Here is a 12,682-nt window from a genome sequence, read left to right on the forward strand (position 1 = left end):
AAAACGGCCTCCATCTCTGGAAGCCGCATATTATCTATTGGTGACCACGGCCGGAATCGATACTTGGCGGCCAATTCCTACATGCATCTTCGTCAAAAGCAGCTCTCTGCTTTTTGCCGAGATCGTCTCCTGGTTCTCCGGCCATCATAAAGCAATAATCTGCACATGTGAAGCCGGGGCCAGCCCGCTATTCGGCCACCCGGCGTGCATATCCAGCCAAACTTGCTGCAAATACGGACATCGCTGCAACACAGTCCGTTCCGGCGTAGCCTTTTGTGCTGAAGCGGGAAAAATATCGCGATCAGATAGAACTCCTTATACTTGCCGGCTACGCAAATCATTCATGACGGAGTCGCAGTGTCCAAGGGCGTTTTATTTTCAGTCATCAGCTCGGTGCTGTTTGCGACTCTGTATTTCTATTCGACGCTGCTGACGCCGCTCAATGGCGAAGAAATCTTTGGCTGGCGCACGCTGCTGACCATTCCCTTCCTGACCATCTTCATATGGCGTAGCGGCCATTGGCATCACATACAAGCGTGGGCGCACAGAATGCGTCAGCGTCCCTTGCTGATCGCGGGCGCGTTGGCGACTTCCGCATTCCTGGGGATTCAATTGTGGCTTTTCATGTGGGCGCCCTTGCAGGGGCGTGCACTGCAGGTTTCGCTAGGCTATTTCCTGCTACCGCTGACCATGTTGCTGACAGGCCGCATCGTGTACAAAGACCGTCTCTCGCGACTGCAAAATCTGGCGGCCATCTGCGCAGCATTCGGCGTGGCGAATGAATTGATTCAGGTCGGCAGCTTTTCGTGGGAAACCATGGTGGTCGCGTTCGGCTACCCCGGCTATTTTGTTTTGCGCCAAAAAATGCACAGCAATAATCTGGGAGGACTGTGGTTCGACATGGCCTTGCTGCTGCCCGCCGGGCTGTGGTTCGTGCACGCAGGATCGGTTGGATTTTCCGGCGTAGCCGATCATGCGGCGCTTTATCTGCTGATACCCTTGCTGGGCGTCCTGAGTGCCGCCGCCTTGATTTTTTACATGGTGGCGAGCCAGACGTTAAGTCTGAGCTTGTTTGGCCTGTTGGGATATGTAGAGCCAGTGCTACTCGTATTCGTTGCGCTGCTGCTGGGCGAGCAAATCAAGAGCCACGAATGGTTGACCTACATTCCCATCTGGATGGCTGTGTCGCTGCTGATTATTCAAGGCGCGTTGTCGGTCTATGCAAAGGCGGATCGCAGAACGTGACGCAGCCCCGCGTTCGGGTGACGGGTATTAAATAAAATCATTCCTGCATCGCCCATAAAAAAACCGTGCCTTTTTGCTCAAGGGATCATTCGATCGATCACATGAGCAAAAAAGCACGGCACCAACCTAGAACTGCTCCCACTCGTCGCCTACAGTTGCAAGCGCGACCTTTCTTTCCTTCGGCGCGATTGACTTGCTGGCAGACTGCGCAAGCGCGGGCTTCGCTGCTCCTAGCAAGGCCGTCGAAGTGCTACGCTTCACGTCATGCATCACGTCATGTTTCACGCTGTGCTGCAGGCTGTGCGTACCATCCAGTTTGAATACACTGACCACTTGCACCAGATTGCGCGCCTGATCCTGCAATGATTCAGCTGCGGCGGCGGCCTCCTCAACCAGCGCCGCATTTTGTTGCGTCACTTGATCCATCTGCATCACAGCTTGATGAATCTGTTCGATGCCGGCAGTTTGTTCGTGACCTGCCGCAGTGATTTCACCCATGATGTCAGTGACGCGGCGCACGCTGGCAACCACTTCCTGCATGGTTGTGCCAGCATCATCGACCAGGCGCGCGCCATCATTTACCTTGCTGACGGAGTCGCCTATCAGGCTCTTGATTTCCTTGGCGGCGGCAGCCGAACGTTGCGCCAGTGTGCGTACCTCGGCCGCCACGACTGCAAATCCCCGGCCCTGTTCACCCGCGCGCGCCGCTTCCACTGCGGCATTCAGGGCGAGAATATTGGTCTGGAAGGCGATGCCATCAATCACACCGATAATGTCGACAATCTTCTTGGAGGAATCGTTGATCGAACCCATCGTTTCCACCACTTGCGACACGACATTGCCCCCTCTCGTCGCGACTTCAGACGCGGTCAAGGCCAACTGATTCGCCTGGCGTGCATTGTCTGCATTCTGTTTTACTGTGCTATTCAACTCCTCCATCGATGATGCGGTCTCTTCCAGCGAACTGGCCTGTTCTTCCGTGCGTGAAGACAAGTCGAGGTTACCGCTGGCAATCTGGGTGGAAGCGGTGGCGATCGCTTCGGTGCTGTAACGTACTTCACCCACTATCTTGACCAGGCTGTTATTCATGTCCTTCAAGGCTTGCAATAACTGGCCGGTTTCATCCCTGGAATTGACTTCGATCACGCTACTCAAGTCGCCGCTGGCGACAGTTTGCGCAATCTTGACCGCTTCGTTCATCGGCTTGGTAATCGAATGCGTGATCCACCACGCAAAGCCGGCACCCAGAATGACTGCCGCAATCCCAAGCCCTATCATCAAGGCCGTTGCCGAATCGATGTGCGCCTTCGCTTGCGCGCCACTTTGCTCAACTATTTTCTTCTGCAAGGCAGCCAGTTCGGCCACCGTCTTTTGTACGTTATCGAGCGCAGGCAAGGTTTCGCTGACCATGAGCTTGATCGCTTCGTCGCGCTCATTGGCGGCAACCATCTTTCCGACCTTGCCGAATGAGGTGACATATTTGCCGCGCACATCCTTGAATGCCACCATCAAGGCTTTTCCCTCATCGCTTTTGATCAATTGATCCAGCACGACGACGGCGTCATCGATGATTTTCTTGTTCTTTTTAATTTCATCAAACAAGCCTGCCACTTTGACTGGCTCGTTTTCAATGAACAACTCCATGTTGCGACGTGCATTGGCGCGTATGGTTGCGTCTATGGTCGACACCGCTTCAGCCTTGACCCAATCGGTATCTATCATGTCGCTATTGATCTTGCCGATTTCTGCAAAGCGCACCAGGGCGAGCGCAATCAAAATTGCCATCAATACAAATACCAGCCCGAAGCCGATGCCAAGACGTGTGCCAATTTTTAAATTTTTGATATTCATTTCCCTATTCCTCAACAAAGTTCTGATGCTTTATTTCTGACCACAGGCTTGGTGGCATTTCTCTCAAAATTTCACCTGACACTGCATTTCAAACCGCATATCCATTACCATCTATTCTTTGCTGCTCGAATTACTGCGCACTTCTGAGGTGCAAACTACAGGGTTTGCGTGTTCACCTTCCTCCTGCGCACCAATTTCTTGCGCGCAACCATGGTGTACGCACCGTTTTGCACCACCAACGACTTCAACACTCATCACGATGCCCTCTGATCGCCCATTGCCGACCCCACCATCTGCACCACCTGTACTCAGCGTTTCTGCATTGAATCAGGCCGTATCACGCATGCTGGAACGCAGCTTCCCCTTGTCCTGGATATCTGGAGAGATATCCAATTTCACACGTGCAGCCTCAGGACACTGGTACTTCACGCTGAAGGACGATGCGGCCCAGGTGCGCGCGGTGATGTTTCGCGGTCGTGCTCAATACGCAGATTTCATGCCACGCGAAGGCGACAAGGTAGAAGTACGCGCATTGGTCACGCTGTATGCGCCGCGCGGTGACTATCAGTTAAGTGTGGAAGCCATACGTCGTGCCGGTATCGGCAATCTGTATGAAGCGTTTTTGCAATTGAAGGAAAAGCTGGCGGCCGAAGGTCTGTTCGACCCCGGGCGTAAGCGCCCGCTACCGGTTTTTGTGCGCACTATCGGTATTGTCACCAGTCCGCAGGCAGCCGCCCTGCGGGATATTTTGACTACGCTAAAACGTCGTGCGCCACATGTGCGCGTGATCCTGTATCCCACCCCGGTACAGGGCGAAGGTTCAGCAATGAAAATCGCGCAAGCGATTGCCAGCGCATCGGCGCGTGCCGAATGTGATGTATTGCTGGTATGTCGCGGCGGCGGCAGCATAGAAGACTTATGGTCGTTTAATCACGAACTGGTCGCACGCACGATAGTCGGTTGCGACATCCCGGTCATCGTCGGCGTGGGCCATGAAACCGATTTCACGATTGCCGATTTTGCCGCCGACTTGCGCGCGCCTACGCCGACGGCTGCGGCGGAACTGGCAACGCTGCCGCGCGCAGACTGGCTCGCACAATTGAGAACGCAAGCCGAGGACATGCGACGCGCGATGAAACGCCAGTTATCCGATACGACACAGACACTAGACTGGTTGTCGCGCCGCCTGGTCAGTCCGGCAGCGTATATCGCGCATGAAAGAATGAAACTGCAGGCACTGCAAACCCGGCTTGGTCATGCAACGCGCATCCCTTTGAGCAAGGCACAATTTGCACTCGCCCATTTACGCAATCGCTGGCTCACGCAACTGCCTGATACGCGCGTGCAACGAGCGAACGTGATCAACCAGGCGCGCGGTCTGACCCATCAAATGAACGCCCGTATTGCGACCCAACGGCAAGCCCTGCATGCACTTTCCGCACAGCTGGAAATGCTGAATCCGCAACGTACGCTGGAGCGTGGCTACGCTATCGTCACCAATGAAAAAGGGGGCATCATACGCACACCCCAAGAATTGCATCCACGCCAGAGCGTGACGGTCAAACTGGCGGAAGGGAGCGCGCTGATCGGCATTGCAACCGTGCAGGCCGCGCTGGAATAGCCGGACTGCAGCGCGTCGCGCCCTCTTTTTACCGCTCACCGCCTCGCCAAAGGCCCGCATACCCATGGCTGGCGTGCATTGTCAGAAATTGACCTATGTCGTGTGCAAGCAAAGCTTAAGCGCTTTACAATAAGGGCCTTTCAAAAAGAACATCTTTATTTTTAACCTCACAAAGGACGACCATGGAACATACCCTGCCGGCACTGCCCTATGCGTTGGATGCACTTGCTCCACACATCTCGAAAGAGACACTTGAATTCCATTACGGTAAGCATCACCAAACCTATGTGACGAATTTGAACAACCTGATCAAGGGTACCGAATTCGAAAACGCAACACTCGAAGACATCATCAAAAAATCTTCCGGTGGCGTATTCAACAATGCAGCACAAGTCTGGAACCACACTTTCTACTGGAACGGTTTGAAACCAGCAGGCGGCGGCGCACCTACAGGTGCAGTAGCTGACGCGATCAACGCCAAGTGGGGTTCTTTCGACAAGTTCAAGGAAGAATTCACCAAATCGTGCGTCACCAATTTCGGCTCAGGCTGGACATGGCTAGTTAAAAAAGCGGACGGCTCGCTCGACCTGGTTAATACATCGAACGCTGGTTGCCCATTGACCGGCACTGACAAACCATTGTTGACCTGCGACGTGTGGGAACACGCTTACTACATCGACTACCGCAATGCGCGTCCTAAGTATGTTGAGTCGTTCTGGGCGTTGGTGAACTGGGATTTCGTTGCGAAAAACCTGGCTTAATTTGTTTTAAGCCATACCAAGTTCTGAATAAAAAACGCCTCGAACCCTTCGAGGCGTTTTTACTTGCAGGAAGCAATAATACCTATTGCCATCCTGACACTGCATTTTTGCTTATTCGTTTTTTTGCATGAAGACATTTGAAAAGTATCGTTTGAGCGCATAAGGAATTTTGCTATATTCCTTTCCATTGGGTAAGTTGCTCGATTGCATACGCCGACCACTGCACCGCGTCCTCGAATTTTTACGAAAACATGGAGTAATTATGTTCAAAAAAGTTGTTTTACTCTCAGCCGTTGCTGCCACCCTGTTATCAGGCGCAGCACACGCTCAAGACAAACCCATACTGAATGCGTCGTACGACGTTGCGCGCGAAGTGTTTGCTGCCATCAATCCTAAATTCCAGGCTAAATGGAAAGCAGAAACCGGCCAGGACCTGAAGATAGATCAGTCGTTTGCCGGCACCTCGCGTCAGGCGCAGGACATCATGCAAGGTAAAAAAGTTGACACCGTTACCTTCAATCAAGTGACCGACATCGACATCCTGGCGCAACGCGGACTGGTGAACAAGGATTGGCGCAAAGCGTTCCCTAATAATGCATCGCCTTACTACAGCACGATGGCTTTCCTGGTACGCAAAGGTAATCCAAAGAACATTAAAAGCTGGGACGATCTGGTACGTGATGATGTAAAACTTGTATTTCCTAATCCAAAAACATCAGGCAACGCACGCTACACTTACCTTGGTGCATGGTTGTATGCGAATGAAAAATTCAAAGGCGATCAGGCGAAAACCAAGCAATTCGTCGGCAAACTGTTGCGCAATGTTGTGAACTTTCCTACCGGCGGTCGCGGTGCAACGGTGGCATTTGCGCAAAATAATCAAGGTGATGCACTGATTACGTTTGAATCTGAAGTCATTAACATCGCAAAAAGCGATGAATTCAAGGCAGGCGGTTACGAAGTCGTTACTCCAGCCGTTTCAGTCTTGGCTGAATTCCCGGTCGCCGTTGTCGATAAAGTCGTCGATGAAAAAGGCACGCGCAAAGTCGCTACCGCGTACTTGAACTACGAATACTCGCGCGAAATCCAATTGCTGCTGACCACCTTCAACTATCGCGTCCATCATCCTGATGTCGCAAAAGTTGTGGCCGATCGCTATCCTAAAGTGCGCCTGATTGATCCAGTCAAGGTACTCGGCTCATGGGACCAGATTCAGGCAACCCACTTTGCCAGCGGTGCGATACTGGATCAGTTGCTGGGCCAACGTAACTAAATATTCAAGGTGTGCGACAAAGATCGCTGACGGCGCAAAGTCAGATTTGCGAACTTGCTCTTGTCAGCATCATCTTTGTCATTCTGTATGAGGGTGGTTTACAATGCCGCCATCCATGCGACCATCTGTAACTGGATGGTCGTTTGCTTTTGTGGCATAACGTTTTGCAGTGACATCACACTGCCTATGAACCTGCACCTATTGTGAACCTGTCTCTCCGCTTCTTCCGTAGTACGCCAATCTTGCCGGGCTTCTCCATGAGCTTCGGTTTTTCGACGCTGTATATCAGCCTGGTTATCCTGCTGCCGATTTCGGCATTGCTGGTGTATGTCAGCGGCATGACGTGGGATCAATACTGGTTTGCGATTACCGATGCGCGCGTGCTGCAGAGTTACAAGGTCACGCTGACGGGTGCGTTCTACTCCACCGTTGTCGTGAGTTTCATCGGTTTCCTGCTGGCCTGGATCATCACGCGCTACGACTTCCCGGGTCGCCGTCTGATCGACTCGCTGGTCGATCTACCCTTTGCACTGCCCACCTCGGTGGCAGGTGTGACGCTGTCCGTCTTGTTCATGCCCACCGGCTGGCTCGGTCAGTGGTTCGATGTTTTCGGCATCAAAATCTCTTACGCATTCCCTGGCATCGTGGTCGCGATGATCTTTACCAGCCTGCCCTTCATCGTGCGTTCGGTACAACCGGTGCTGGAAGACATGGAGACAGAACTGGAAGAAGCAGCCCTGATGCTGGGCGCAAATAAATGGCAAATCTTCTGGCGCGTGATTTTGCCGACGCTGGTACCCGCCATGATCACCGGTTCGTCGCAAGCCTTCATCCGCAGCCTGGGTGAGTTTGGTGCGGTGATCATGATCGCCGGGAATATTCCATTCCAGACTGAGGTCACCTCGTTGATGCTGTTCGTGCGCCTGCAGGAGTACAACTATCCTGCGGCGGCCGCCATTGCCTCAGTCGTGCTGCTGGCGTCGCTGGCCCTACTGTTCCTGCTGCAAATCGTGCAGAGCCGCTTCTTCAGGAAAGGTTAAGGACACCATCATGGCAAAAGCTATCAAACGTCCTTCGGAAGCACATCAATGGATCCTGATCGGTCTCGGCATCGTCTTGACGATACTGCTGCTGATCGTGCCGCTGGTATTGATTTTCACGCAGGCATTCAGCGGTGGCCTGGCACTGCTGTGGCAAAACCTGAATGAAGATTACATGGTGCACGCGTTAGGCCTGACCTTGCTGGCTGCGGTACTGACGGTGCCTATCAATCTGGTATTCGGCATCCTGCTCGCATGGTGCGTCACGCATTACGACTTTTTCGGCCGGCGCCTGTTGATCACACTAGTGGAAATTCCGTATGCGACCTCGCCTGTCGTTGCCGGCTTTTGCTATCTGGTCGTGTATGGCCTGGAAGGCGCAATTGGCAAATACCTGTACGAAAAAGACGTCCAGCTGATGTTTGCATGGCCGGGCATCATCATGGTGACCGTATTCGTCACCGCACCCTATATCGCGCGTATCCTGATGCCCTTGATGCAAAAACAAGGCACGGAAGAAGAGATCGCCGCCTTGTCGCTGGGCGCAACCGGCTGGCAGATATTCTGGCGTGTGACTTTACCGAATATCAAATGGGCATTGCTGTACGGTGCCGTCATCACCAATGCACGCGCGGTGGGCGAATTCGGCGCCGTCGCCGTCGTATCCGGCACCATCATGAATCAAACCCTGACGCTGCCATTGCTCGTAGAGCAACTGAATAACGATTACAAGACCGCTGCAGCATTCACCGCCGCCGCCTTGCTCGCATGTATGGCACTGCTGACGCTGATTCTGAAAACGGCAATGGAATGGCGCCAGGAAAGACGTGAAGCAGAGTCGGCAGACGACCGTGCAAGTTAAGTGATATTTCAGGGTGTGCAGCGATTGTGCACTATTGCGAATTAATTTCGCACTGCCGCCCTACTCCTACCAAAATCCACTATCATCGCGCTGCGCTGCAGAACTGCTTGCGGCCACTCTTCCGTTTCGGTCCACACTCCCGGTTTCGACGTTGTAAGCAAGGTGCGCGACACGCCTGTTGGCCCGTAGCAAAAAAACGTGTATGTCTGTCAGAAAGTCAGCGCATTCCTACAAACATTTGGGATGATTTCTGATCGCCATTACCGGATGGCTCATCTATTCTCGCAACTCAGGTCGCGAACAGAATTTACCAAAGAGTAAATACGCATATGCGATAACAACGCAGCTTGGCCTTTACGCAAGCTGCCTTCAACAAGGAAAATGATATGTACAACAATCACGACGACATCAACAATCCGACGTTCCTCACTCACGTTAGACGTATCCCTGACGCTCATCAAGTCCAGGCTGGCGAACAGGACAATAACGATGATGCATCGACAGATATGGAAGAGGATGCCGATCCTGCGCATATCACTACCGTTCCTTTCAGCACGACCAAGGTTGGTTCTTTCCAATAATATTTTTCAAAAACAGATCAGCTTTCTGCGTGCCATCGCTTGTTTAAAAAACTTGCTGCACTTGCATCGCACACAAAGCTGATCTGCCCTTCAGTTCAGTAGTCCCCCCGCAGTACCTTCTTCTTTCCCTCAGCAGTTCCTGTCTATCGTTCTGTACCTTTCATTCGCTCCATACTTTGCGTTTTAAGCGTTTAATCAAGCGTTGCCATACATATTTCCTTTCTGAAATATGCCATACATTACTGACACTGATGTGCGGTCCTGCTGGCTATACTTAACTTAACAAAGTCTTCCGTTTCTGTATTGCCCTGACTCTTTTCGAGAGGAATATATGCCGAACGAAATTCACACGCGTTGTTGTATTGCAGGCGGAGGGCCAGCTGGCATGATGCTGGGTTTGCTGCTTGCCCGAGCTAGCATTGATGTTGTCGTGCTGGAAAAACATGGCGATTTCCTGCGCGACTTTAGGGGTGACACCGTGCATCCGTCCACCATGGAACTGATGCATGAACTCGGTTTGCTGCAACGCTTTTTGCAACGACCCCATGACAAGGCCTTTCAACTGAGCATTAACGTGGCTGGTCAGGAATGGCAGATTGCCGATTTCTCGCGCCTGCGTACGCAATGCAATTTCATCGCCTTGATGCCGCAATGGGATTTTCTGGATTTTCTGCGCGATGAGGCGGTCACCTATCCCAATTTCCAGCTGATACAGAACGCTGACGTCACAGGTTTGCTGGAGTCCGGTGAGCATATCAGCGGCGTGCGCGTTGATAGTGCGCAAGGCTTGCACAGCGTCCATGCAGACCTTGTCATCGGCGCCGATGGTCGTCATTCAACTGTGCGCAAGGCGGCGGGATTGACAGTACGCGATTTGGGCGCACCCATTGATGTACTGTGGATGCGCCTGCCGGTTGCGACCGGCGACCCCTCCACGACAGGAGCCCGCTTGGGAGCTGGACAATTCTTCGTGATGCTCAATCGCGGTAGCTACTGGCAATGCGCATATGTCATTCCGAAAGGCGGTGTCGATGCCATCCGTATGCGCGGACTGAACGCGTTTCATGCAGAGTTGACGGCAGTAGCGCCACTCTTTGCAGACCGGGTTCAATCGCTGCAAAGCTGGGACGACATCAAGTTGTTGAGTGTGACGGTAGACAGACTGGAACGCTGGTGGAAACCAGGCTTGCTGTGCATAGGCGATGCCGCCCATGCCATGTCGCCTATAGGTGGCGTAGGCATCAATCTGGCGATTCAGGATGCGGTGGCGACAGCAAACATTCTATCCAAATCACTAGCCAATCCGCAGGTGCGGGCCAAGGCCCTGACGCCTTTGCTAAAACAGATTCAAAGCCGACGCCTGTTCCCTGCGCGTATTACCCAAGCAATACAAGTCGCCATTCAAAATCGTGTGCTGGTGCCTTTAATCGGCAAGCAAGGCAAACAGGCGCTGACGGTTCCCTGGCCGCTCAAACTATTGAATCGCTGGCCGGCCTTACGCAAGCTTCCTGCCTATGCAGTTGGCATCGGCATTCAGCCGGAACACATCCTGGACAGGCAGGTGCATACGGAATCGCATACGCCTGCCCAACCGATCAGCAAGTAAATTGCCCAAATTGCTGCAACAACATTCCCCGCTACATGCCTAGATAAATATACCGCCCGAAACTTCGATGCGCTGCGCATTGATCCAGCGACTGCCGTCGGACAGCAGGGCTGCGATCGCACCGCCGACATCATCCGGCAGGCCGACGCGACCCAGTGCCGTGGCCGATGCGATGTGTTCGTTGATTTGCGCATTGTCACGCACGGCACCGCCGCGGAAATCCGTTTCTATCGCACCCGGCGCCAGTGCATTGACTGCGATGCCGCGCGCGCCAAACTCTTTTGCCATATAACGCGTCATCACTTCCACCCCGCCCTTCATCATGGCGTAAGCGGCATAATCCGGGAAACTGAAACGCGTCAAGCCGCTCGATATATTGACGATGCGGCCGCCATCCGCGATCAAGGGCAGCAATTTTTGCGTTAGAAAAAACGGTCCTTTCAAATGTATTCTCATCAACTGATCGAACTGCTCTTCCGTGGTCTCCGCAATACTGGCACCCAGACCAATACCGGCATTGTTGACGAGATAATCGACTTGCTGCGTGTTGAATTTGCTGAATAGCACATCCTTCAGCTGGTCGACAAAGGATGCAAACGACGCGCTGTTACCGACATCCAGTTGCAGCATTGCCGCCTGACCGCCTTTGGCTTCTATTGCGCTTGCCAGCGCGTCAGCCTCTACCGTATTGCTGTGATACGTGCCGATGATGGCAACACCTTGCGCAGCCAGATGCTGTGCCGCATTTTTACCTAGGCCGCGGCTTGCACCTGTGATGATGGCGATTTTCTGATTCATGTCTATTCCTCTGTTGGTTAATGATGAACCCAGTATATTGTTCGCACAAAGCAAGATAAATACCGATTAAATGAATATACTGTTCATATTAGACAAACCAATAGACCATCATGGCAGCCAATAAATTTGACCTTTTAAGAAGCTTCGTGCGCGTGACCGAAGTCGGTAGTTTTACGCAGGCCGCTACCAGTCTGGGCTTGCAAAAAGCCAGTGTGTCTGAGCATGTACGCTCACTGGAAGAATTGGTAGGCGCAAGACTTTTGCATCGCACGACGCGCAAGGTGCAAGCGACGCATGACGGGATTGCACTGTTCGAGCGCTGCAAGGATCTGCTGTCCGATATGGATGAGCTGGAAGGCATGTTCCGCCGCGATGGTGCGGCATTGACGGGCCGTTTGCGCGTCGATATGCCAACCGCCGTTGCCCACAAAATCGTCATGCCACATCTGGCAGAATTTGTCGCACAGTACCCGCATGTGCAAATCGAGATCAGCAGCGCCGATCGCCGTGTCGATGTGGTGCGTGAAGGATTCGATTGTGTTTTACGCGTCGGCGATACCGTAGATCCATCGCTGATTGCGCGCAAGCTAGGCGCGTTTCAGATGGCCAATTGCGCCAGCCCTGCTTATCTGAAGCAATACGGTATACCTCAATCGCTGGAAGATCTGACATCTCATCAACTGATACATTACACGCCGGTGCTCGGCATGCGTTCATCTGGTTTCGAATACGTCGTCGATGGCAAGACAGTTTCGGTCCCGATGTCAGGCGCTGTCACCGTCAATAACATTGAAGCCTACGAAGCAGCTTGCCTGGGTGGCTTGGGAATCGTGCAGTCGCCGCTTTCCGGTATGAGCGACCACCTTAAAAATGGCCGCCTGGTCAGCATTCTGCCGCAATTCATTCCTGCACCAATGACAGTCTCGCTGCTGTACTCACATCGCCGTCATCTGCCGCAGCGCGTGCGGATATTCATGGATTGGCTGGCCGAACTGATGGAACAACATTATCCATTCCTAAAGTAAAAAAGAGGACGAATAAATC

11 protein-coding genes are annotated in these 12,682 nt (G+C 52.9%); 9 read left to right on the plus strand and 2 right to left on the minus strand.

Annotation, left to right across the window (positions count from 1 at the left end; all coding sequences use genetic code 11):
- The first annotated feature begins 357 nt into the window (after positions 1-357).
- A complete protein-coding gene (gene rarD / locus ACFQO0_RS02420; RefSeq protein ID WP_382232449.1) occupies positions 358-1,245 on the plus strand; it encodes an EamA family transporter RarD in 888 nt (295 codons plus the stop codon).
- Between the two features lie 126 nt (positions 1,246-1,371).
- Here the strand turns inward: rarD and ACFQO0_RS02425 are convergent, their stop codons facing one another.
- Positions 1,372-3,096, minus strand: a complete 1,725-nt coding sequence (locus ACFQO0_RS02425) for a methyl-accepting chemotaxis protein (protein ID WP_382232450.1) — start codon at positions 3,094-3,096, stop codon at positions 1,372-1,374.
- A 259-nt stretch (positions 3,097-3,355) separates the two neighbouring features.
- On the opposite strand from ACFQO0_RS02425, the gene xseA reads away from it, so the two are divergent.
- The 7 genes from xseA to ACFQO0_RS02460 all read left to right on the plus strand — a co-directional run bounded on the left by xseA (position 3,356) and on the right by ACFQO0_RS02460 (position 10,840).
- Positions 3,356-4,717 carry an exodeoxyribonuclease VII large subunit gene (xseA, locus tag ACFQO0_RS02430; protein ID WP_382232451.1) on the plus strand — a complete coding sequence of 454 codons (1,362 nt, stop codon included), beginning with the start codon at positions 3,356-3,358 and terminating at the stop codon, positions 4,715-4,717.
- Between the two features lie 182 nt (positions 4,718-4,899).
- Entirely contained in the window at positions 4,900-5,478 is a 579-nt protein-coding gene (gene sodB / locus ACFQO0_RS02435; protein WP_382232452.1) for a superoxide dismutase [Fe], read from the plus strand.
- A gap of 262 nt (positions 5,479-5,740) precedes the next feature.
- Positions 5,741-6,751 carry a thiosulfate ABC transporter substrate-binding protein CysP gene (gene cysP / locus ACFQO0_RS02440; RefSeq protein WP_382232453.1) on the plus strand — a complete coding sequence of 337 codons (1,011 nt, stop codon included), beginning with the start codon at positions 5,741-5,743 and terminating at the stop codon, positions 6,749-6,751.
- A 203-nt stretch (positions 6,752-6,954) separates the two neighbouring features.
- Positions 6,955-7,791: a sulfate ABC transporter permease subunit CysT gene (gene cysT / locus ACFQO0_RS02445; RefSeq protein ID WP_382232454.1), complete on the plus strand. Its 837-nt coding sequence runs from the start codon at positions 6,955-6,957 to the stop codon at positions 7,789-7,791.
- Between the two features lie 10 nt (positions 7,792-7,801).
- Positions 7,802-8,653: a sulfate ABC transporter permease subunit CysW gene (gene cysW / locus ACFQO0_RS02450; protein ID WP_382232455.1), complete on the plus strand. Its 852-nt coding sequence runs from the start codon at positions 7,802-7,804 to the stop codon at positions 8,651-8,653.
- Between the two features lie 386 nt (positions 8,654-9,039).
- Positions 9,040-9,234 carry a hypothetical protein gene (locus ACFQO0_RS02455; protein WP_382232456.1) on the plus strand — a complete coding sequence of 65 codons (195 nt, stop codon included), beginning with the start codon at positions 9,040-9,042 and terminating at the stop codon, positions 9,232-9,234.
- 331 nt (positions 9,235-9,565) lie between these two features.
- Complete coding sequence (locus tag ACFQO0_RS02460; protein WP_382232457.1) at positions 9,566-10,840, plus strand: FAD-dependent oxidoreductase; 1,275 nt, start codon at positions 9,566-9,568, stop codon at positions 10,838-10,840.
- Positions 10,841-10,879: 39 nt separating this feature from the next.
- On the opposite strand, the gene ACFQO0_RS02465 is transcribed toward ACFQO0_RS02460, so the two are convergent.
- Complete coding sequence (locus tag ACFQO0_RS02465) at positions 10,880-11,638, minus strand: SDR family NAD(P)-dependent oxidoreductase (RefSeq protein ID WP_382232458.1); 759 nt, start codon at positions 11,636-11,638, stop codon at positions 10,880-10,882.
- A gap of 110 nt (positions 11,639-11,748) precedes the next feature.
- Here ACFQO0_RS02465 and ACFQO0_RS02470 point away from each other — a divergent pair, with 110 nt between their 5' ends.
- Positions 11,749-12,663 (plus strand): LysR family transcriptional regulator, encoded by a 915-nt coding sequence (locus tag ACFQO0_RS02470; RefSeq protein WP_382232459.1) that lies wholly within the window; start codon positions 11,749-11,751, stop codon positions 12,661-12,663.
- The last annotated feature ends 19 nt before the right edge of the window (positions 12,664-12,682 follow it).

Source organism: Herminiimonas aquatilis, from assembly GCF_042665175.1.
Classification (GTDB): domain Bacteria; phylum Pseudomonadota; class Gammaproteobacteria; order Burkholderiales; family Burkholderiaceae_D; genus Oxalicibacterium; species Oxalicibacterium aquatilis.

Coding starts and splice junctions, on each gene's coding strand:
- ACFQO0_RS02425 (WP_382232450.1), bottom strand. CDS start 3,096: ATGAATATCAAAAATTTAAAAATTGGCACACGTCTTGGCATCGGCTTC.
- xseA (WP_382232451.1), top strand. CDS start 3,356: ATGCCCTCTGATCGCCCATTGCCGACCCCACCATCTGCACCACCTGTA.
- sodB (WP_382232452.1), top strand. CDS start 4,900: ATGGAACATACCCTGCCGGCACTGCCCTATGCGTTGGATGCACTTGCT.
- cysP (WP_382232453.1), top strand. CDS start 5,741: ATGTTCAAAAAAGTTGTTTTACTCTCAGCCGTTGCTGCCACCCTGTTA.
- cysW (WP_382232455.1), top strand. CDS start 7,802: ATGGCAAAAGCTATCAAACGTCCTTCGGAAGCACATCAATGGATCCTG.
- ACFQO0_RS02455 (WP_382232456.1), top strand. CDS start 9,040: ATGTACAACAATCACGACGACATCAACAATCCGACGTTCCTCACTCAC.
- ACFQO0_RS02460 (WP_382232457.1), top strand. CDS start 9,566: ATGCCGAACGAAATTCACACGCGTTGTTGTATTGCAGGCGGAGGGCCA.
- ACFQO0_RS02465 (WP_382232458.1), bottom strand. CDS start 11,638: ATGAATCAGAAAATCGCCATCATCACAGGTGCAAGCCGCGGCCTAGGT.
- ACFQO0_RS02470 (WP_382232459.1), top strand. CDS start 11,749: ATGGCAGCCAATAAATTTGACCTTTTAAGAAGCTTCGTGCGCGTGACC.